The 19,444-nt window shown below is 34.8% G+C and carries 27 protein-coding genes; all 27 read right to left on the bottom strand.

Annotated elements, in window-relative coordinates:
* Nucleotides 1-8 precede the first annotated feature (8 nt).
* The 27 genes from secY to rpoC all read right to left on the bottom strand — a co-directional run bounded on the left by secY (nt 9) and on the right by rpoC (nt 19,437).
* The gene (gene secY, locus VN21_RS12200) at nt 9-1,277 is read right to left on the bottom strand and encodes a preprotein translocase subunit SecY (protein WP_046823508.1); all 1,269 of its coding nucleotides are present in this window, start codon (nt 1,275-1,277) and stop codon (nt 9-11) included.
* Between the two features lie 44 nt (nt 1,278-1,321).
* Nucleotides 1,322-1,765, bottom strand: a complete 444-nt coding sequence (gene rplO / locus VN21_RS12195; RefSeq protein WP_021428219.1) for a 50S ribosomal protein L15 — start codon at nt 1,763-1,765, stop codon at nt 1,322-1,324.
* 33 nt (nt 1,766-1,798) lie between these two features.
* On the bottom strand, nt 1,799-1,984 hold the full coding sequence (gene rpmD / locus VN21_RS12190) for a 50S ribosomal protein L30 (protein ID WP_021127557.1): 186 nt from the start codon (nt 1,982-1,984) through the stop codon (nt 1,799-1,801).
* Nucleotides 1,985-1,999: 15 nt separating this feature from the next.
* Nucleotides 2,000-2,509, bottom strand: coding sequence for a 30S ribosomal protein S5 (gene rpsE / locus VN21_RS12185; RefSeq protein WP_021428196.1), 510 nt, complete (start codon nt 2,507-2,509; stop codon nt 2,000-2,002).
* Between the two features lie 18 nt (nt 2,510-2,527).
* The gene (rplR, locus tag VN21_RS12180) at nt 2,528-2,896 is read right to left on the bottom strand and encodes a 50S ribosomal protein L18 (RefSeq protein WP_021428220.1); all 369 of its coding nucleotides are present in this window, start codon (nt 2,894-2,896) and stop codon (nt 2,528-2,530) included.
* Between the two features lie 34 nt (nt 2,897-2,930).
* Nucleotides 2,931-3,473, bottom strand: coding sequence for a 50S ribosomal protein L6 (gene rplF, locus VN21_RS12175; protein ID WP_046823507.1), 543 nt, complete (start codon nt 3,471-3,473; stop codon nt 2,931-2,933).
* A 30-nt stretch (nt 3,474-3,503) separates the two neighbouring features.
* The gene (gene rpsH, locus VN21_RS12170) at nt 3,504-3,902 is read right to left on the bottom strand and encodes a 30S ribosomal protein S8 (RefSeq protein WP_021428203.1); all 399 of its coding nucleotides are present in this window, start codon (nt 3,900-3,902) and stop codon (nt 3,504-3,506) included.
* A gap of 32 nt (nt 3,903-3,934) precedes the next feature.
* The gene (locus tag VN21_RS12165; protein WP_021127555.1) at nt 3,935-4,120 is read right to left on the bottom strand and encodes a type Z 30S ribosomal protein S14; all 186 of its coding nucleotides are present in this window, start codon (nt 4,118-4,120) and stop codon (nt 3,935-3,937) included.
* A gap of 17 nt (nt 4,121-4,137) precedes the next feature.
* Nucleotides 4,138-4,680 carry a 50S ribosomal protein L5 gene (gene rplE, locus VN21_RS12160; protein ID WP_021431508.1) on the bottom strand — a complete coding sequence of 181 codons (543 nt, stop codon included), beginning with the start codon at nt 4,678-4,680 and terminating at the stop codon, nt 4,138-4,140.
* 24 nt (nt 4,681-4,704) lie between these two features.
* Complete coding sequence (rplX, locus tag VN21_RS12155; RefSeq protein WP_021428210.1) at nt 4,705-5,010, bottom strand: 50S ribosomal protein L24; 306 nt, start codon at nt 5,008-5,010, stop codon at nt 4,705-4,707.
* Nucleotides 5,011-5,032: 22 nt separating this feature from the next.
* Nucleotides 5,033-5,401 carry a 50S ribosomal protein L14 gene (gene rplN / locus VN21_RS12150; protein ID WP_021122016.1) on the bottom strand — a complete coding sequence of 123 codons (369 nt, stop codon included), beginning with the start codon at nt 5,399-5,401 and terminating at the stop codon, nt 5,033-5,035.
* Nucleotides 5,402-5,426: 25 nt separating this feature from the next.
* Complete coding sequence (rpsQ, locus tag VN21_RS12145; protein ID WP_021428205.1) at nt 5,427-5,681, bottom strand: 30S ribosomal protein S17; 255 nt, start codon at nt 5,679-5,681, stop codon at nt 5,427-5,429.
* Nucleotides 5,682-5,704: 23 nt separating this feature from the next.
* Complete coding sequence (gene rpmC / locus VN21_RS12140) at nt 5,705-5,908, bottom strand: 50S ribosomal protein L29 (protein WP_021122014.1); 204 nt, start codon at nt 5,906-5,908, stop codon at nt 5,705-5,707.
* A 1-nt stretch (nt 5,909) separates the two neighbouring features.
* Nucleotides 5,910-6,341, bottom strand: a complete 432-nt coding sequence (gene rplP, locus VN21_RS12135; RefSeq protein WP_021428207.1) for a 50S ribosomal protein L16 — start codon at nt 6,339-6,341, stop codon at nt 5,910-5,912.
* 33 nt (nt 6,342-6,374) lie between these two features.
* Nucleotides 6,375-7,175, bottom strand: a complete 801-nt coding sequence (rpsC, locus tag VN21_RS12130; RefSeq protein WP_021428198.1) for a 30S ribosomal protein S3 — start codon at nt 7,173-7,175, stop codon at nt 6,375-6,377.
* 21 nt (nt 7,176-7,196) lie between these two features.
* Nucleotides 7,197-7,532 (bottom strand): 50S ribosomal protein L22, encoded by a 336-nt coding sequence (gene rplV, locus VN21_RS12125; RefSeq protein ID WP_021428211.1) that lies wholly within the window; start codon nt 7,530-7,532, stop codon nt 7,197-7,199.
* A gap of 33 nt (nt 7,533-7,565) precedes the next feature.
* Nucleotides 7,566-7,847 carry a 30S ribosomal protein S19 gene (gene rpsS, locus VN21_RS12120; protein WP_021428212.1) on the bottom strand — a complete coding sequence of 94 codons (282 nt, stop codon included), beginning with the start codon at nt 7,845-7,847 and terminating at the stop codon, nt 7,566-7,568.
* 33 nt (nt 7,848-7,880) lie between these two features.
* The gene (gene rplB / locus VN21_RS12115) at nt 7,881-8,711 is read right to left on the bottom strand and encodes a 50S ribosomal protein L2 (protein ID WP_025162560.1); all 831 of its coding nucleotides are present in this window, start codon (nt 8,709-8,711) and stop codon (nt 7,881-7,883) included.
* Between the two features lie 31 nt (nt 8,712-8,742).
* The gene (gene rplW, locus VN21_RS12110) at nt 8,743-9,033 is read right to left on the bottom strand and encodes a 50S ribosomal protein L23 (protein ID WP_025162559.1); all 291 of its coding nucleotides are present in this window, start codon (nt 9,031-9,033) and stop codon (nt 8,743-8,745) included.
* Nucleotides 9,033-9,656, bottom strand: a complete 624-nt coding sequence (gene rplD / locus VN21_RS12105; protein ID WP_021431504.1) for a 50S ribosomal protein L4 — start codon at nt 9,654-9,656, stop codon at nt 9,033-9,035. The genes rplW and rplD overlap by 1 nt, the downstream gene beginning before the upstream one ends.
* Nucleotides 9,657-9,684: 28 nt before the next feature.
* A complete protein-coding gene (gene rplC, locus VN21_RS12100) occupies nt 9,685-10,314 on the bottom strand; it encodes a 50S ribosomal protein L3 (RefSeq protein ID WP_025162558.1) in 630 nt (209 codons plus the stop codon).
* A gap of 91 nt (nt 10,315-10,405) precedes the next feature.
* Nucleotides 10,406-10,717 carry a 30S ribosomal protein S10 gene (gene rpsJ, locus VN21_RS12095; RefSeq protein ID WP_021431502.1) on the bottom strand — a complete coding sequence of 104 codons (312 nt, stop codon included), beginning with the start codon at nt 10,715-10,717 and terminating at the stop codon, nt 10,406-10,408.
* Between the two features lie 492 nt (nt 10,718-11,209).
* Nucleotides 11,210-12,403, bottom strand: coding sequence for an elongation factor Tu (gene tuf, locus VN21_RS12090; RefSeq protein WP_046823501.1), 1,194 nt, complete (start codon nt 12,401-12,403; stop codon nt 11,210-11,212).
* Between the two features lie 98 nt (nt 12,404-12,501).
* A complete protein-coding gene (fusA, locus tag VN21_RS12085; protein WP_046823506.1) occupies nt 12,502-14,568 on the bottom strand; it encodes an elongation factor G in 2,067 nt (688 codons plus the stop codon).
* Nucleotides 14,569-14,625: 57 nt separating this feature from the next.
* Nucleotides 14,626-15,096 carry a 30S ribosomal protein S7 gene (gene rpsG, locus VN21_RS12080; RefSeq protein ID WP_046823505.1) on the bottom strand — a complete coding sequence of 157 codons (471 nt, stop codon included), beginning with the start codon at nt 15,094-15,096 and terminating at the stop codon, nt 14,626-14,628.
* Between the two features lie 120 nt (nt 15,097-15,216).
* Entirely contained in the window at nt 15,217-15,639 is a 423-nt protein-coding gene (gene rpsL, locus VN21_RS12075; protein WP_021431497.1) for a 30S ribosomal protein S12, read from the bottom strand.
* Between the two features lie 309 nt (nt 15,640-15,948).
* Nucleotides 15,949-19,437, bottom strand: a complete 3,489-nt coding sequence (gene rpoC, locus VN21_RS12070) for a DNA-directed RNA polymerase subunit beta' (protein WP_046823504.1) — start codon at nt 19,435-19,437, stop codon at nt 15,949-15,951.
* Between the last annotated feature and the right edge of the window lie 7 nt (nt 19,438-19,444).

The raw sequence follows: 19,444 nt of genomic DNA, 5'->3' as shown, positions 1-19,444 counted from the left end.
ATCTCCATTTATTTTAAAAAGCCTTGATAGCTTCTCATTACTAGATTTGATTCTAGCTGTCTCTTAAGCTCTAATGCAACACCTACAACTATAAGTAATGATGTACCAGCTAAACTTAAATGTACGCCAGTAAATTTACCTATTATAGAAGGAATTACAGCTATAACAGCTAAGAATAATGCTCCTGCTAAAGTTAATCTTGATAATATTCTATTTAAGTAATCCATGGTTGGATTACCCGGTCTTATACCTGGTATAAAACCTCCACTATTTTTCATATTATTAGTTATATCTTCAGTATTGAATGATATAGTAGTATAGAAATAAGAGAAGAATATTATTAACACAACTTCTATAACTAAATATATCCAGAATCCTGGCTCTCCACTTGGAGATAAGAATTTAGTTACAAATGCTTGAGCATCTTTTCCCATAAATATAGCTATAGTTTGAGGGAAAGCTAACAGTGAACTTGCAAATATAACTGGAATAACTCCAGATTGATTTACTTTCATTGGTATATGGGAATTTTGGCCCCCATATGTTTTTCTTCCTACAACTCTTTTAGCATATTGTACAGGTATTTTTCTTGTAGCTTCTTGTATATATGTAACCGCAGCTACTGTAAGAAGCGATACTACAGCCATAACTATTAATACCCATAATCCAACACTTCCGCTTTCAAATTGAGATATTGATTGAGTTATGTCTTTAGGAATTCTCGATATAATCCCTATAAATATTATTACAGAGCTTCCATTACCTAATCCTTTTTCAGTAATCTTATCTCCCATCCACATTAAAAGCATACTTGCTGAAATTAATGTGACTATAACAGTAACTATAAAAAATACACTATCTGTTTGTAAAGCACGTCTCACTATTCCTAGTGTTATACCGATAGCTTGTACTATAGCTAATCCTAATGCTGTATACTTAGTGTATTTATTTATCTTTTTCTTACCTTCTTCACCAGACTTTTGAAGTTCTTCAAGAGATGGGAATCCGATAGTTAAAAGTTGAATGATTATAGATGCCGTTATATAAGGACTGATTCCTAATGCAAATAAAGTAAAGTTGCTAAAAGCTCCTCCTGTAAACATATTATACAGGGAAAGAAGACCGTTTCCGTCAACCATTCCCTTTATAATATCTCTATTAACTCCAGGAACAGGAATTGTACATCCTATCCTAAAGATAACAATCATCATCAAAGTATATAAAATTTTTCTTCTTACATCTTTTATTTTCCAAGCTTGTTTTAAGTTTGACAGCACGTTAAACTCACCCCTGCCTTATGGCCAAGAGTTAGCAGATTAGATTAAACTAATTCTGCTTTTCCTCCAGCTTTTTCTATTTTTTCTTGCGCTGAAGCAGTAAACTTAGCAGCTTTTATAGTTAAAGCTCTTTCTAAGTTACCTTCACCTAAGATTTTAACGCCGTCTTTTTCTATTTTGCTTATTACTCCAGTTGACTTAAGTAATTCAGCTGTTATTTCTGTTCCGTTTTCGAATCTATTTAAAGTTTCTACGTTAACTAGTGAGTAAACTTTCTTACAAGGATTCTTGAATCCTCTCTTAGGAAGTCTTCTAGCAAGTGGCATTTGTCCACCTTCGAATCCAACTCTTACTCCACCACCTGAACGAGACTTTTGACCTTTTTGTCCACGTCCTGAAGTTTTACCTTGTCCAGTAGCAGTACCTCTTCCTAATCTTTTTTTAGAAGAAACTGCACCTTCAGCAGGTCTTAATTCATGTAACTTCATGGATTGCACCTCCCTTAGTATTTGTTTAAATTATTATTCAGCTATTTCAGTAACTTCTACTAAGTGACTAACTTTAGCTATTATACCTCTCATTTGAGCGTTGTCTTCTTTAACAACTACTTGCTCTCTTTTTCTTAATCCTAACGCTTCTACGTTCTTTCTTTGGTTAGGAGTAGTTCCTATTGTACTTCTAACTAACTTTATTTGTAATTTAGCCATTTTTTTACTACCTCCTTACCCTAGAAGATCTTCTACTTTTTTACCTCTAAGTTTAGCTATATCTTCAGCTGTTCTTAAAGATTTTAAACCTTCTATTGTAGCATTTACCATGTTTCTTGGGTTGTTAGTTCCTAAAGATTTAGCTCTAACATCCTTTAATCCAGCTAATTCAAGTACAGCTCTAGCAGGTCCCCCAGCTATAACTCCTGTACCTTGAGCAGCAGGCATTATTAATATTTTTCCAGCACCAAAATGTCCGTTTGTTTGGTGAGGTATAGTTGTACCAACCATAGGTACAGTTATTAAATTCTTCTTAGCATCTTCAACTGCTTTTCTTATAGCATCTGGTACTTCCATAGCTTTACCAGCACCTATACCAACGTGTCCGTTTTCATCTCCAACAACTACTAAAGCTGCAAATCTAAAGTTTCTACCACCTTTAACAACCTTAGTAACACGTCTTACTTCGATAACTTTCTCTTGAAGATCAAGTTGTCTTGCATCTATTGGTTTACGACGTAGCATTATTTTCCCTCCTTTGTATTAGAACTTAAGTCCAGCTTCTCTAGCACCTTCTGCTAATTCTTGAACTCTTCCGTGATATAAGTATCCACCTCTGTCAAATACAACTTCAGTTATACCTTTCTCTACAGCTCTCTTAGCAACAAGTTCTCCAACTTTTTTAGCTGCTTCTTTATTTCCACAGTGATTAACAGCACCTTTTATTTCAGCTTCTAAAGAAGATGCAGAAACAACAGTTACTCTGTTTGTATCATCTATTATTTGAGCATATATGTTATTAGAACTTCTAAATATACATAATCTTGGTCTTTGAGTAGTTCCAGTTATTTTTCTACGAACTCTCTTATGTCTTTGAAGTCTATTTGCGTTTTTGTTAGCTTTTTTAAACACAGAGATCACTCCTTTCTAGCTTTTATGTTTGGTATTATTTCTTACCAGTTTTACCTTCTTTACGTCTTACAACTTCACCAGCGTATCTTATACCTTTACCTTTGTATGGCTCTGGCTCTCTCCAAGCTCTTATCTTAGCAGCATAGTTACCTACTAATTGCTTGTCGATTCCTTTAACAACTAATTCAGTTTGGTTTGGAGCTTCAACAGTTATTCCTTCTGGATCTACCATCTCAACTGGATGAGAGTATCCTAAGTTCATAACTAACTTGTTTCCTTGTTTTTGAGCTCTGTACCCAACACCAACTAACTCTAACTTCTTTTCGAATCCAGTAGTAACACCTACTACCATATTATCTATTAAAGTTCTAGTTAATCCGTGTAAAGATCTATGTTTTTTATTATTAGTTGGTCTCTCAACTAATACAGTATTTTCTTCTTTTTTTATAGCTAATTCATTACTGAATTGCTTTTCTAAAGTTCCTTTTGGTCCTTTTACTGTAACTAAGTTATCTTCAGCTATAGTTATTTCAACACCTGCAGGAACGTTTATTGGCTTAACACCTATTCTTGACATAGTTGCACCTCCTTACATTGTTCGTTTTTATTACCAAACGTAGCAGATTACTTCTCCACCAACGCCTGCATTTCTAGCTTGCTTGTCAGTTAATATACCCTTAGAAGTAGATATTATTGATATACCTAATCCGTTTAATACTTTTGGTAATTCTTCTTTAGCAGCGTAAACTCTCATACCAGGCTTAGATATTCTCTTTAATCCTGTTATAACTCTCTCGCCTATTTGTCCGTACTTTAATTGTATTCTTATTATTCCTTGCTTTCCATCTTCTATAACATCGTACCCTCTTATGAAACCTTCTTCTAATAAGATTCTAGCTAATTCTTTCTTCATATTAGAAGCAGGAACATCAACAGTTTCATGCTTAACCATGTTAGCATTTCTTATACGTGTTAACATATCTGCTATTGGATCTGTCATTGTCATAATTGTAAACCTCCTTCCATTTTAACCAAGTCTTACCAACTTGCTTTTCTTACACCAGGTATTTGACCTTTATAAGCTAATTCTCTAAAGCATATACGGCATATACCGAATTTTCTTAGCACAGAGTGTGGTCTACCACATATTGTACATCTAGTGTACTCTCTAGTTGCGTACTTTTGCTTTTTTTGTTGTTTTACAACCATCGCTTTTCTAGCCACTGGAATCCCTCCTTTATTTACTTAGAATATGGCATTCCTAATAATCTTAATAACTCACTAGCTTCTTCATCAGTTTTAGCCGTAGTTACGAATATTACATCCATTCCTCTTACTTTGTCAACCTTGTCGTACTCTATTTCAGGGAATATAAATTGCTCTTTTAATCCTAAAGCGTAGTTTCCTCTTCCATCGAATGCATTAGCATTAACTCCTCTGAAGTCCCTAACTCTTGGTAAAGAAATGTTTACTAACTTGTCCATGAAGTAGAACATCTTGTCAGCTCTTAAAGTAACTTTAGTTCCAACAGGCATTCCTTCTCTTAATTTGAAGTTAGCTACTGATTTTCTAGCCTTTGTTATAACTGGCTTTTGTCCAGATATCATTTCTAATTCTGCAACTGCAGCTTCTAATCCTTTTGGATTTTCTCTTGCATCACCTATACCCATGTTTATTACTATTTTCTCTAACTTAGGTATTTCCATAACATTTTTGTATCCAAATTTCTCCATTAAAGCTGGAGCAACTTCTTTAACATATTTTTCTTGTAATCTAGAAGTCATTTGTGGTCCCTCCTTTCAAGCTTATTATAATTCTTTTCCGCTCTTTACTGATACTCTAACTTTTTGCCCATCTTTAACTTCAACTCTAACTCTAGTACCTTTTCCTGTTTCAGGATCTACTGGCATTACGTTAGATATGTGTATTGGGGCTTCTTTATTTATTATTCCACCTTGTGGGTTAACAGCAGTTGGCTTTTGGTGTTTAGTTATAACGTTAACACCTTCAACTAATACTTTATTAGTTTTAGTGAAAACCTTAGCAACTGTACCTTTTTTACCTTTATCTTTTCCTGCTATAACTACAACAGTGTCACCTTTTTTAACACGCATCATGTCCTATTGCACCTCCTTATTATAGTACTTCTGGAGCAAGAGATACTATCTTCATAAAGTCGTTGTCTCTTAACTCTCTAGCAACAGGCCCGAATATACGAGTTCCTACTGGAGTTTTATCATCTTTTATGATAACTGCAGCATTCTCGTCGAATGATATATAACTACCATCTTTACGTCTTACGCCTTGCTTAGTTCTTACTATAACAGCTTTAACTACTTTACCTTTTTTTACAACTCCACCTGGTGTTGCACTTTTAACAGTTGCAACTATAACGTCACCTATGTTACCATATCTTCTTTTACTTCCGCCTAATACACGGATAGTTAAAAGTTCTTTAGCTCCTGAGTTATCAGCAACTCTTAGACGTGATTCTTGTTGTATCATATCGTAATCCCTCCTTCTCTACAAACTACTTAACTTTCTCTATAACGTCAACTAGTCTGAATCTCTTGTCTTTAGATAAAGGTCTAGTTTCCATTATTCTTACTCTATCTCCGATGCTACATACGTTGTTCTCATCGTGAGCCTTAAATTTCTTAGTTCTCTTAACTGGCTTGTTATATAATGGATGACGTACGAAATCTTCAACAGCAACAACTATTGTTTTTTCCATTTTATTACTAACAACACGGCCTACTCTTACTTTTCTTCTTCCTCTTTCCATGTTTGACAGCCTCCTTTCCAAAATTAAGCTCTAGTTTCGTTTAACTTTCTTTCAGCAAGTATAGTTTTAACTCTAGCTATATCTTTCTTAACGAACTTGATTCTTGCTGTGTTTTCTAATTGACCAGTAGCTAATTGGAATCTTAAGCTAAATAATTCACTTTTAAAACCATTTAACTTGTTCATTAACTCTTCGCTTGTTAAATCTCTTAGTTCTTTAGCTTTCATCCTATTCACCACCCTCTACTTCTAAATCTTCACGTTTCACAAACTTACATTTAACTGGAAGTTTATGCATAGCAAGTCTCATTGCTTCTCTAGCTTTATCTTCTGAAACACCTGCTAATTCGAACATAACTCTTCCTGGTTTAACTACTGCTACCCAGTATTCTGGTGAACCTTTACCAGCACCCATACGAGTTTCTGCAGGTTTTCTTGTTACTGGTTTGTGAGGGAATATCTTTATCCAAACTTTTCCCCCTCTTTTTATATATCTAGTCATAGCTATTCTGGCAGCTTCTATTTGGTTAGAAGTTATCCAAGATGGCTCTAAAGCAACTAAACCGAACTCTCCATAAGTAACTTTGTTACCTTTATGAGCCTTTCCAGCTAAGCTACCTCTGTGTACTCTACGACGTTTTACTCTTTTTGGCATTAACATGAGTATTTTCCTCCTTCCTTAACTGTGCTTCTATTAAGCTTGTTTATTCTCAGTTCTTTGAGGTCTTGGTCCTCTGTTGTTTGATCTGTTGTTGTTAGATCTATCATTTCTTCTGTCGTTTCTTCTATCGTTTCTTCTGTTGTCTCTTCTATCTCTTCTATTGTTATCTCTTCTATCTTCTCTTGGGTTTACACCGTTTCTAGTTGGTAAAACTTCTCCGTTGCATATCCAAACTTTGATACCAGTCTTTCCATAAGTAGTGTTTGCTTCAGCAAATCCGTACTCTATGTCAGATCTTATTGTTTGAAGAGGTACATTTCCTTCGCTGTATCCTTCAGTTCTAGCCATTTCAGCTCCACCAAGTCTACCAGAAGCAGATACTTTTATACCTTTAACTCCTGATTTCATAGCTCTTTGTATTGCTTGCTTCATAGCTCTTCTGAAAGCAACCCTTCTTTCTATAGCTAAAGCTATATTTTCTGCTACTAATTGAGCTTCTTTATCAGGGTTTCTAACTTCTACTATGTTAACTATAACATTTTTTTTAGTCATTTTTTCTAACTCAGCTTTAAGAGCTTCTATTCCAGCTCCACCTTTACCTATAACTACACCTGGCTTAGCAACGTGTAAGTCTAGCTTTAATTTGTTTGCTGATCTTTCTATTTCTATCTTAGCAACACCAGCTGAGTATAATTTATTCTTTAAGAATTTACGTATATTATGGTCTTCTAATAATAAGTTTCCGAACTCTTTTTTATCAGTTGCGAACCATCTTGAGTCCCAGTCCTTTATAACACCGACTCTTAAACCGTGTGGATTAACCTTTTGACCCATGTGTTTCCCTCCTATCTATTATTATTTTTTCTCTTTAAGAACAACCTCTATATGTGAAGTTCTCTTTCTTATCATAGTTGCACGACCCATAGCTCTAGGCATGAATCTCTTCATAGTTGGTCCTTGATTAGCAACTATTGAAGCTATATATAAATTTTCAACATCCATCTCGTGATTGTTTTCTGCATTAGCTTTCGCTGATTTTACAACCTTAGCTATTATTGAAGCAGCTCCTCTTGGAGTATACTTTAATATTGCTAAAGCTTCATCAACATTTTTTCCTCTAACAAGGCCGCATATTTGACCTGCTTTTCTAGGTGATACACGTACGTATTTTGCAGTAGCTTTTGCTTCCATTACAATTTCCTCCTTCCTTAGTTAGATCTTTAATTATCTTCTCTTATTAGATTTTTCGTCGTCCTTGTGCCCTTTGAAAGTTCTTGTAGGAACGAATTCACCTAACTTGTGTCCAACCATATCTTCAGTTATATAAACTGGCACATGTTTTCTTCCATCATGTACAGCTATTGTATGTTCAACCATTTGTGGGAATATAGTTGAAGATCTTGACCAAGTCTTTATAACTTCTCTATTTCCAGAAGCATTCATATCTTCTATCTTCTTTAAAAGTCTTGCATGTATAAAAGGTCCTTTTTTAGTTGATCTTGACATTTTATTTCCTCCTTTCGAGCAAAAATAAATCTATTACTTAGTTCTTCTTGATACGATTAACTTATCAGAAGCTTTATTTTTCTTTCTAGTTTTATATCCAAGTGCTGGTTTACCCCAAGGAGTAACTGGATTAGCTCTACCTATTGGAGATCTACCTTCCCCTCCACCGTGTGGATGGTCACAAGGGTTCATTACAGAACCTCTAACTGTAGGTCTTATACCCATATGTCTTTTTCTACCAGCTTTACCTATAACAACGTTACCGTGTTCTAAGTTTCCAACTTGTCCTATTGTAGCTTTACAATTTATGCTTACTAATCTCATTTCACCTGATGGTAATCTTAGTAATGCTGTTTTTCCTTCTTTAGCCATTAATTGAGCAGATGCTCCAGCAGATCTAACTAACTGAGCTCCTTTTCCTGGCTTTAATTCAACGTTGTGTACTACTGTACCAACTGGCATATCTTTTAATGCCATTGCGTTACCTGGCTTTATATCAGCTTCTGGTCCTGATAATATAGTATCTCCAACTTGTATTCCAACTGGAGCTAGTATATATCTTTTTTCACCGTCAGCATAGTTTAATAATGCTATGTTAGCAGTTCTATTTGGATCATACTCAACAGTAGCAACCTTAGCAGGTATTCCATCTTTATTTCTCTTGAAATCTATTATTCTATATTTTCTTCTGTTTCCTCCACCTCTGTGACGAACAGTTATTTTACCATGTACGTTTCTTCCAGAATTCTTTTTTAATGAAACTAAAAGAGATCTTTCTGGTTCATTACAAGTTATTTCATCAGAAACTAAAACTGTCATTTGTCTTAAGGCAGGAGAAGTTGGTCTAAACTTTTTTATAGCCATCTGTTTTCCCTCCTTTGTTTATTAAGGTTAATTACATACCTTGGAAGAATTCTATTTCTTTACTATCAGCAGCTAACTTAACTACTGCTTTCTTGAAACTTGCAGTTCTTCCTTCGTTTCTACCCATTCTCTTAACTTTTCCATCGTAGTTTAAAGTATTTACTTTATCAACTTTAACTCCGAATATGCTTTCTACAGCTTTCTTTATTTCAGTTTTGTTTGCGCTTTTAGCAACAACAAAAGTGTATTTCTTCTCAACCATTTCAGTCATACTTTGTTCAGTTACAACTGGTTTCATTATTATATCATGTGGATTAGTCATTATGCGTACACCTCCTCCACTTTCTTAACTGCATCTGTAGTTATTACGAAAGTATCGTACTTTAATATGTCATAAACGTTTATAGTGTTAACTGTAGCAGCTTGAACACCTTCTATGTTTCTAGCTGATTTTACAACGTTCTCGTTCTTTTCAGCTGTTACTACTAAAGCTTTCTTAGAAGCATTTATGTTCTTTAATATTTGAACGAATTCTTTAGTTTTTGGAGCTTCCATGTTTAAAGCATCTAAAACTATTATTTCGTTGTTTTGAACTTTAGATGATAAAGCTGATTTTATAGCTAATCTTCTAACTTTCTTTGGTAAAGTGTAGCTGTAATCTCTTGGCTTAGGTGCAAAAGCAACTCCTCCACCAACCCATTGTACAGCTCTTATAGAACCTTGTCTTGCTCTACCAGTTCCTTTTTGTTTCCAAGGTTTTCTTCCGCCACCTCTAACTTCTGCTCTAGTTTTAGCAGATTGAGTACCTTGTCTCTTGTTTGCTAATTGATTTTTAACTACTTCGTATAATACGTGCTCGTTAACTTCAACACCGAATATAGCTTCTGCTAATTCGATTTCTCCAACATTTTGTCCATTAACATTTAATATATTTAATTTTGGCATTGTGCTTCCTCCTTTCTTAGGTTAGTTATTATTTAGAAGCCTTTACTGCTTCTTTTATAGTTACTACTGAACCTTTAGCTCCTGGTATAGCACCCTTAACTAATATAAGGTTCTTATCAGCATCTACTCTAACTACTTCTAAGTTTTGAACAGTTACTGTAACGCTACCCATGTGACCAGCAAGTTTTTTGTTTTTGAAAACTCTACCTGGGAAAGAACATGCTCCCATTGAACCTGGTCTTCTGTGGTATCTAGAACCGTGAGATTCAGGACCTCTTGATTGACCATGTCTCTTTATTGGACCTTGGAATCCCTTACCTTTACTTGTTCCAGTAACATCTATCATTTCTCCAGCTGCAAATATATCAGCTTTCATTTCTTGTCCTACTGTGAACTCTTCTACTGAATCCATTCTGAATTCTTTTAAGTGTTTCTTTAATACGTTAGCAGCAGCAAGATGTCCTTTTTGAGGCTTGTTTAAAGATTTCTCTTTAGCATCTACAAAACCTACTTGAACTGCATTGTATCCTTCTTTTTCTGTTGTTTTTATTTGAGTAACCACTACTGGTCCTGCTTCAACAACAGTTACAGGTACTACATTCCCTGCTTCAGTGAATATTTGAGTCATTCCTAACTTTTTTCCTAATATTCCTTTCATATCGCACCTCCTATAATCTTACAGCGGATTATGATTTCTCATAATCATTCTAAGATAGTTGCCTTATAGGATCGTATCTTAGAGGCTTATCTTATAACTTTATTTCTATATCAACACCAGCTGGTAAGTCTAACTTCATTAATGAGTCAACTGTCTTAGGTGTTGGGTTTGCTATGTCTATTAATCTCTTATGAGTTCTCATTTCGAATTGCTCTCTAGAGTCCTTATACTTGTGTACAGCTCTTAATATAGTTACAACTTGCTTTTCAGTTGGTAGTGGCACAGGTCCTGAAACTTGTGATCCAGCTTTTTTAGCAGTTTCAACTATTTTAGCAGCTGAAAAATCTAATAATTTGTGATCATATGACTTTAATCTTATTCTTATTTTTCCATTGTTAGCCATTTTAGTTTCCCTCCTTTATCGTACGTTTAATTTTTTTGGTTACGCACGACTGATACCGATACACAGTTCCGGGTGTGTTGTGTTTTTTTAAAAATCGGCATCTCGTCGCCTATCTCTAGGATATTACTTTACTTGTCTTTCATTTCGCATCTCTCAAGCACACTATTATAGTTTATATTATTTTTTACTTTTTTTCAAGTTTTTTTTATAATTTTACAAAATATTTTTTGTATGTAAAACTTACTACAAATTTTGTGTTGAGAATCTTAACGGGTACTAAGATAGTATATATTCTTTCAGCAATTTTGTCAATGATTTTTATTTTTTATAATAATTAAATAAAATTTTCAATTTATCTTAATTTCCACTTTATAAAAAACACTTCTTACTTACATTCTTTATATCTTTTTAAAAAACATTTCTAATTTCTTTAGTTACATAAAAAAGAGGAAGATGATAAACATCTTCCTCTTATATATAGTGGATAATAGATTACTCTATTATAGAAGCAACAACACCTGATGCTACTGTTCTTCCACCTTCTCTTATTGCGAATCTTAATCCTTCTTCTATTGCTATTGAGTTTATTAACTCTATAGTCATTTGGATGTTATCTCCAGGCATAACCATTTCTACACCTTCTGGTAACTTACAAGCTCCTGTTACGTCAGTTGTTCTGAAGTAGAATTGTGGTCTGTATCCATCGAAGAATGGAGTATGTCTTCCACCTTCTTCTTTCTTTAATACGTATACTTCTGCATTGAACTTAGTGTGAGGCTTAACAGTTCCTGGCTTAGCTAAAACTTGTCCTCTTTCTATTTCATTTCTTTGTATACCTCTTATTAATGCTCCTATGTTATCTCCAGCTTGCGCTTGGTCTAATAACTTTCTGAACATTTCTACTCCTGTTACTACTAATTTTCTTGGCTCTTCAGCTAAACCTACTAGTTCAACTTCGTCTTGAACCTTTAATATTCCTCTTTCAACTCTACCTGTAGCAACTGTTCCTCTACCTGTTATAGAGAATACGTCTTCTACTGGCATTAAGAAATCTTTATCTACATCTCTCTCTGGAGCTGGTATATATTCGTCTATTTGCTCGAATAATTCAACTATTTTATCTCCCCACTCTGAAGAAGAATCTTGTAATGCCATTAAAGCAGATCCTCTTACTATTGGAGTGTCATCTCCTGGGAACTCGTACTCATTTAATAAGTCTCTAACTTCCATTTCAACTAACTCTAATAATTCTTCATCGTCTACCATATCACATTTGTTTAAGAATACTACTATGTATGGTACACCAACTTGTCTTGATAATAATATATGCTCTCTTGTTTGAGGCATTGGTCCATCAGTTGCAGAACAAACTAATATAGCACCATCCATTTGAGCAGCACCTGTTATCATGTTCTTAACGTAGTCAGCGTGTCCTGGGCAGTCAACGTGAGCGTAATGTCTGTTTGGAGTCTCATATTCAACGTGAGCAGTTGATATTGTGATTCCTCTTTCTCTTTCTTCTGGAGCTTTATCTATATTAGCGAAATCTACTGCTTCCCCTAATTGATATCTATCGTATAATGTTTTTGTTATAGCTGCAGTTAATGTAGTTTTACCGTGGTCAACGTGACCTATTGTTCCTATATTAACGTGTGGCTTGTTTCTTTCAAATTTAGCTTTAGCCATTTTGAATTCCTCCCTTTAATATTGGTTTTATTTTTTGTAAGACGAGGATTCCCTCGCCTTATTTTTTTATTATATACAAAATTAATTAAATTAATTAATTATTTACCTTCAGCTATTTTCTTAGCAACTGAAGCTGGAACTTGCTCATAATGGTCGAATATCATAGTGTATGTTGCACGACCTTGAGTAGAAGATCTTAACTCTGTAGAGTATCCAAACATTTCTGAAAGTGGAACGAATGCATTTATAACTTGTGCACCAGATCTAGCTTCCATACCTTGGATTAAACCTCTCTTAGAGTTTAATCCACCCATAACGTCTCCCATGTATTCTTCTGGAGTAACAACTTCAACTTTGAAGTATGGCTCAAGTAATACAGAGTTTCCTCTCTTAAGAGCGTCCTTCATAGCCATTGATCCTGCCATCTTGAATGCCATTTCTGAAGAGTCAACCTCATGATATGATCCATCGTATAACTCAACAGCAACGTCAACAACTGGGTATCCAGCAACTATACCTGAAGCCATAGCTCCTTGTATACCTGCATCTGTTGGTCCAACGTACTCTTTCGGTACAGATCCACCAACAGTTTTGTTTTCAAATTTATATCCTTCACCTGGTTCTTGAGGATTAACTCTGATCTTAACGTGACCATATTGTCCTCTACCACCTGATTGCTTAGAGTACTTGTACTCAACATCAACTGGTTGAGTTATAGTTTCTCTATAAGCAACTTGTGGAGCACCAACGTTAGCTTCAACTTTAAATTCTCTTAATAATCTGTCTACTATTATCTCTAAGTGTAATTCACCCATACCACCGATTATAGTTTGTCCAGTTTCTTCATCAGTTCTAACTCTGAAAGTTGGATCCTCTTCAGCTAACTTTTGAAGAGCAACACCCATCTTTTCTTGAGCAGCTTTTGATTTAGGCTCTATAGCAACATCTATAACTGGCTCAGGGAATTCCATAGATTCAAGTATTATTGGGTTAGCTGGATCACATAAAGTATCTCCAGTAGTAGTATCTTTTAATCCTACTGCTGCAGCTATATCCCCTGCATATACTATAGATATTTCTTCTCTAGTATTAGCATGCATTTGTAGTATACGTCCTATTCTCTCTCTCTTACCTTTAGTAGCATTCAGGATATAAGAACCACTTTCTAGTGTTCCTGAGTAAACTCTGAAGAATGCTAACTTCCCAACGAATGGGTCAGTCATTATTTTGAATGCTAAAGCTGAGAATGGTTCTTCATCAGATGAATGTCTTTCTGCTTCTTCTCCATCTTCTAATATACCTTTTATAGAAGCTATATCAGTTGGAGCTGGTAAGTAGTCTATAACAGCATCTAATAATAACTGAACACCTTTGTTCTTGTAAGCAGATCCACAGAATACTGGATTAAGTTCACAAGCTATTGTAGCCTTTCTTATAGCAGCTTTTAATTCTTCTATAGTTGGCTCTTCACCTTCAAGATATTTCATCATTAACTCTTCGTCAGTTTCAGCTACTGCTTCAACCATTTTTTCTCTCCACTCTTGAGCTAATTCTTTCATATCTTCTGGTATTTCAGTTATTTCTATTTCAATACCTAAGTCATCTTTATAGATATGAGCTTTCATTTCTAATAAGTCAACTTCACCTTCTAACCAATCTTCCTTACCTATTGGTAATTGCATTGGTACAGCATTTGCACTTAATCTGTCTTTCATCATTTGTACAACATTGTAGAAATCTGCACCCATGATGTCCATCTTATTTACGAATGCTATTCTAGGTACACCGTAGTTATCAGCTTGTCTCCATACATTCTCAGATTGAGGCTCAACCCCACCCTTAGCACAGAATACAGCAACTGATCCATCAAGAACTCTTAGAGATCTTTCAACCTCAACTGTAAAGTCGACGTGACCTGGTGTATCTATTATGTTTATTCTATGGTCTTTCCATGCAGCAGTAGTAGCAGCAGAAGTTATTGTTATACCTCTCTCCTTCTCTTGCTCCATCCAGTCCATTTGAGAAGCTCCTTCGTGAGTTTCTCCTATTTTATGAGTTTGCCCTGTATAGAATAGGATTCTTTCTGTAGTAGTAGTTTTTCCAGCATCTATATGAGCCATGATTCCTATATTTCTAGTTCTTTCTAAAGGAAACTTTCTAGCCATGATTCTCCTCCTTACGACATCCTAATCTAATAAAAGGATATCAAATATATCCTATTATTAGAATCTGTAATGAGCAAATGCTTTATTAGCTTCTGCCATCTTATGAGTATCTTCTTTCTTCTTAACAGAAGCTCCTGTATTGTTAGCAGCATCCATTATTTCTTTAGCTAGCTTTTCAACCATACCTTTTTCACCACGAGCTCTAGTATAGTTTACTAACCATCTTAATCCTAAAGTTTGTCTTCTTTCAGGTCTAACCTCAACTGGAACTTGGTAGTTAGCTCCACCAACTCTTCTAGCTTTAACCTCTAAAACAGGCATTATATTTTCCATAGCTGCTTCGAAAATTTCTAAAGCATTTTCTCCAGTTTTTTCAGCGATTATCTCGAAAGCATCATATACTATCTTTTGAGATTTCCCTTTTTTCCCATCTATCATTAAGTTATTTATTAACTTAGTTACTACCTTACTTCCGTATAATGGATCTGGTAAAACTTCTCTTTTTGGAACATTACCTTTTCTTGGCATTTTGCTTCCCTCCTTAATTATTTAATCTTAAATCATAGGTACTCGACATCATATAAAACGCCGTGATGCCATAAATATTTATATATTTAAAGCACCGAACTATAATTGATTTTTAATTGCTTATTTTTTTGCAGGTTTAGGTCTCTTAGCACCGTACTTAGATCTAGCTTGCATTCTCTTATCAACACCAGCTGTATCTAATGTACCTCTTAATATGTGGTATCTAACCCCTGGAAGGTCTTTAACTCTTCCTCCTCTTATAAGAACAACACTATGTTCTTGTAAGTTATGTCCTTCTCCTGGTATATAAGCAGAAACTTCTATACCGTTAGTTAATCTAACTCTGGCAACTTTTCTTAAAGCTGAGTTAGGTTTCTTAGGAGTAAATGTTTTAACTGAAGTACAAACCCCTCTTTTTTGTGGAGCACTAGTATCAGTTGATTTCTTGTGTAAAGAATCGTATCCTTTTTGTAATGCTGGAGCAGTAGATTTCTTCTCTATCGCTTTTCTTCTCTTACGAACTAATTGGTTAATTGTTGGCATCATCTGCACCTCCTTCCAAATTTTTCGATCTTAAATGACCGCCAACTACATCAATATGAACTCATATTGATATAATATGTAGCAAATCTGCTACAATGCAATAAATGTCTATAACACACATTTGTGGTTTTAGCTCTTTAGTTTGGTGCATATTATTATGCTTTTTATTAGTTAAAATAAAATATATTTAAAATATTACTAAGAGCTTGGCCCTTAGTAATATTTAATATCTTTACTTCACATACCTTTACATTTTAGCATCAGCGACACCTTATGTCAAGGATGTTTAGTTTATATAACAAAGTAAAATTATTCTTCTATTTTTTCAACTGCTATATTTTTGTATCTCTTCATTCCTGTTCCTGCTGGTATTAACTTACCTATTATAACATTTTCTTTAAGACCTATTAAGTGATCTTCTTTTCCTTTTATAGCAGCTTCTGTTAATACTCTAGTAGTTTCTTGGAATGATGCAGCTGATAAGAAAGATTCTGTTGCAAGAGATGCTTTAGTTATACCAAGTAAAACTCTCTTAGCTGATGCAGGTCTTAAACCTTGAGCTTCAGCTTCTTCATTTGTTTTATTGAATGTAAGAACATCTTCATATCCTCCTGGTAATAAATCAGTATCACCTGGATCTTCAACTTTAACTTTAGATAGCATTTGTCTAACAATTACCTCTATATGTTTATCGTTGATGTCAACCCCTTGCATTCTATAAACTCTTTGAACTTCTTTAACAACATAGTCTTGAACACCTTCAATACCTTTAACTCTTACTATATCATGAGGATTTATTGATCCTTGAGTTAAAGCTTCTCCAGCTTCTACAAATTGACCATTTTTAACTCTTAATCTTGAACCATATGGTATAGCATATACTTGTGCTTCACCTTGTTCTGGAACTACTGTAACTTCTTTTCTCTTACCAGTTTCATCTATTTCTACTCTACCTGGTACTTCAGTTATTGTAGCAAGACCTTTTGGCTTTCTAGCTTCAAATAATTCCTCTACCCTTGGAAGACCTTGTGTTATATCTCCTCCGGCAACCCCACCTGTATGGAATGTACGCATTGTAAGCTGAGTACCAGGTTCACCGATTGATTGAGCAGCTATTATACCAACAGCTTCTCCTATATTAACTTCTTTACCAGTAGCTAAGTTTCTACCATAACACTTAGAACATACTCCATGGTTAGTTTTACAATTAAGAACTGTTCTTATCTTAACTATTTCTATTCCCGCTTCTATAATCTTTTCAGCTTGATCTTCTTGTATCATAGAATCAGCTTCAACGATTACCTCACCTGTTTCTGGGTGAACTACAGGATCTATAGTGTATCTTCCCACTATTCTATCATATAATTCTTCTATTACTTCATTTCCATCTTTTATTGCAAAGATTTCTGTATCTTCTGTTGTCCCACAATCAACATCTCTAACAATAACATCTTGACTGACATCAACAAGTCTTCTTGTTAAGTATCCTGAGTCAGCTGTACGCAGAGCTGTATCGGCAAGACCCTTTCTAGCTCCATGTGAAGATGTAAAGTATTCAAGTACTGATAAACCTTCACGGAAGTTAGATTTAACTGGTATTTCAACTGTCTTACCAGATGCATTGGCCATCAGACCACGCATACCAGCTAACTGTCTTATCTGGTTCTTAGAACCTCTGGCTCCAGAGTGAGCCATTATGAAGATGTTGTTTAATCTATCTAGGTTAGCCATAAGAGCATCTGTAACTTTTTCAGTAGTTTCTGTCCAAGTTTCTATTACTCTCTCATATCTTTCCTCGTTAGATATAAGACCTCTTCTATATGCTTTTTCATATTTATCAACCTTACCTTCAGCTTCAATTATATAACCTTTCTTAGCTTCTGGTATTTTCATATCTGCAACAGCAACAGTTATACCACCTCTTGTAGAATATTTAAATCCTAAAGATTTTATATGGTCTAACATCTCAGCAGTTACTGTGTTTCCATGCTTTCTGAAACACTTATCTATTATTTTTCCTAAAGACTTTTTATCTGCTAAGAAATCTACTTCTAAAGCAAATTTGTCTTCGTTTCTATCAACGAATCCTAAGTCTTGAGGTATATTTTCATTAAATATAAATCTACCAACAGTTGCTTCTACTAATTGAGTTCCAACACCCTCAACAGTTCTTCTTACTTTAACTAGTGAGTGTAATGTAACCGCCTTATTATCATAAGCAAGCATCATTTCATTATAATCTTTGAAGACCATTCCAGTACCTCTAGCACCTTCTTGAGCTTCTATTGTTAAGTAGTAGCATCCTAGAACCATATCCTGAGAAGGAGTAGTTATAGGAGAACCATCTTTAGGAGCAAGTATGTTATTTATAGATAACATTAAGAATCTTGCCTCAGCTTGAGCTTCAACAGATAAAGGAACATGTACCGCCATTTGGTCACCATCGAAGTCAGCGTTGTACGCTGTACATACTAATGGATGTAATTTTATAGCTTTTCCTTCAACTAAAACTGGTTCAAATGCTTGTATACCTAATCTATGAAGAGTCGGAGCACGGTTAAGCATTACTGGATGTCCTTCTATAACATCTTCTAATACATCCCAAACTTCCGGCTTAACTTTTTCTACTATAGATTTTGCACTCTTTATGTTGTGTGCATATCCTTCTTTAACTAATCTATCCATAACGAATGGCTTGAATAATTCAAGAGCCATCTTCTTAGGAAGACCACATTGATAGAATTTAAGTTCCGGTCCAACAACTATAACAGAACGTCCTGAGTAGTCAACACGCTTACCAAGTAAGTTTTGACGGAAACGTCCTTGCTTACCTTTAAGCATATCTGATAACGACTTTAATGGTCTATTTCCTGGTCCAGTTACTGGTCTACCTCTTCTACCATTGTCTATTAAAGCATCTACAGCTTCTTGAAGCATTCTCTTCTCATTTCTTACAATGATGTCTGGAGCTCCAAGCTCTAATAATCTCTTTAATCTGTTATTTCTATTTATAACTCTTCTGTATAAGTCATTTAAGTCAGATGTTGCAAATCTTCCTCCATCTAATTGAACCATCGGTCTTAAATCAGGTGGTATAACTGGAATAGCATCTAATATCATCCACTCTGGTTTATTTCCAGATTTCTTAAATGCTTCTACAACTTCTAATCTTCTTATAGTCCTAACTCTTTTTTGACCTGTACTATCTTTTAGTTCAGCTCTTAATTCTTTACTTTGTTGCTCTAAGTCTATGTTTTTTAAAAGCTTCTTAACAGCTTCAGCACCCATTCCTACTTCGAAAGTATTATATCCATACTTTTCTACAGCAGTTCTGTATTCTTTTTCTGTTAATAATTGCTTTTCATTTAATCCAGTTTCACCAGGATTGGTTACTACATAAGATGCAAAGTATAATATTTTTTCTAACGATCTAGGAGACATATCAAGTAGAAGTCCCATTCTACTTGGTATCCCTTTGAAGTACCAGATATGAGACATAGGAGCTGCTAGCTCTATATGTCCCATTCTTTCTCTTCTTACCTTCGCCTTAGTTACTTCTACTCCACATCTATCACAAACAACACCTTTATATCTAACTCTTCTGTACTTTCCACAGTGACACTCCCAGTCCTTTTGTGGTCCAAATATTCTTTCACAGAAAAGACCATCTTTCTCAGGCTTAAGTGTACGGTAGTTTATTGTTTCAGGCTTTTTTACTTCTCCTCTAGACCATTGTCTTATTTTTTCTGGAGAAGCCAATGCTATTTTTATTGACTCGAAATTGTTTAGTTCAAACAAGGAGTTC

It is taken from the genome of Paraclostridium benzoelyticum (genome assembly GCF_001006285.1).
GTDB lineage: Bacteria > Bacillota > Clostridia > Peptostreptococcales > Peptostreptococcaceae > Paraclostridium > Paraclostridium benzoelyticum.
This window is presented reverse-complemented; position numbering and strand designations above follow the sequence as displayed.

Excerpts from the sequence above, each read along its gene's own strand:
- rplE (WP_021431508.1), bottom strand. The coding sequence starts at position 4,680 with ATGACTTCTAGATTACAAGAAAAATATGTTAAAGAAGTTGCTCCAGCT.
- rplO (WP_021428219.1), bottom strand. The coding sequence starts at position 1,765 with ATGAAGTTACATGAATTAAGACCTGCTGAAGGTGCAGTTTCTTCTAAA.
- rpmD (WP_021127557.1), bottom strand. The coding sequence starts at position 1,984 with ATGGCTAAATTACAAATAAAGTTAGTTAGAAGTACAATAGGAACTACT.
- rplX (WP_021428210.1), bottom strand. The coding sequence starts at position 5,010 with ATGCGTGTTAAAAAAGGTGACACTGTTGTAGTTATAGCAGGAAAAGAT.
- rpsH (WP_021428203.1), bottom strand. The coding sequence starts at position 3,902 with ATGACAATGACAGATCCAATAGCAGATATGTTAACACGTATAAGAAAT.
- rplB (WP_025162560.1), bottom strand. The coding sequence starts at position 8,711 with ATGGCTATAAAAAAGTTTAGACCAACTTCTCCTGCCTTAAGACAAATG.
- rpmC (WP_021122014.1), bottom strand. The coding sequence starts at position 5,908 with ATGAAAGCTAAAGAACTAAGAGATTTAACAAGCGAAGAGTTAATGAAC.
- tuf (WP_046823501.1), bottom strand. The coding sequence starts at position 12,403 with ATGGCTAAAGCTAAATTTGAAAGAAACAAGCCACACGTTAATATAGGA.
- rplN (WP_021122016.1), bottom strand. The coding sequence starts at position 5,401 with ATGATACAACAAGAATCACGTCTAAGAGTTGCTGATAACTCAGGAGCT.
- rplW (WP_025162559.1), bottom strand. The coding sequence starts at position 9,033 with ATGACTAATCCACATGATATAATAATGAAACCAGTTGTAACTGAACAA.
- rplC (WP_025162558.1), bottom strand. The coding sequence starts at position 10,314 with ATGAAAGGAATATTAGGAAAAAAGTTAGGAATGACTCAAATATTCACT.
- rpsJ (WP_021431502.1), bottom strand. The coding sequence starts at position 10,717 with ATGGCTAACAATGGAAAAATAAGAATAAGATTAAAGTCATATGATCAC.
- rpsQ (WP_021428205.1), bottom strand. The coding sequence starts at position 5,681 with ATGGAAAGAGGAAGAAGAAAAGTAAGAGTAGGCCGTGTTGTTAGTAAT.
- rplP (WP_021428207.1), bottom strand. The coding sequence starts at position 6,341 with ATGTTAATGCCAAAAAGAGTAAAACGTCGTAGAGTACACAGAGGTAGC.
- rpsL (WP_021431497.1), bottom strand. The coding sequence starts at position 15,639 with ATGCCAACAATTAACCAATTAGTTCGTAAGAGAAGAAAAGCGATAGAG.
- rpsG (WP_046823505.1), bottom strand. The coding sequence starts at position 15,096 with ATGCCAAGAAAAGGTAATGTTCCAAAAAGAGAAGTTTTACCAGATCCA.
- fusA (WP_046823506.1), bottom strand. The coding sequence starts at position 14,568 with ATGGCTAGAAAGTTTCCTTTAGAAAGAACTAGAAATATAGGAATCATG.
- rplF (WP_046823507.1), bottom strand. The coding sequence starts at position 3,473 with ATGTCAAGAATAGGTGTTAAGCCAATAAACGTTCCTGCAGGTGTTGAA.
- rplV (WP_021428211.1), bottom strand. The coding sequence starts at position 7,532 with ATGGAAGCAAAAGCTACTGCAAAATACGTACGTGTATCACCTAGAAAA.
- rplD (WP_021431504.1), bottom strand. The coding sequence starts at position 9,656 with ATGCCAAAATTAAATATATTAAATGTTAATGGACAAAATGTTGGAGAA.
- rpsC (WP_021428198.1), bottom strand. The coding sequence starts at position 7,175 with ATGGGTCAAAAGGTTAATCCACACGGTTTAAGAGTCGGTGTTATAAAG.
- rpsE (WP_021428196.1), bottom strand. The coding sequence starts at position 2,509 with ATGCTACGTCGTAAACCAATAGATGCAAGACAACTTGATCTTCAAGAG.
- rpsS (WP_021428212.1), bottom strand. The coding sequence starts at position 7,847 with ATGTCAAGATCAACTAAAAAAGGACCTTTTATACATGCAAGACTTTTA.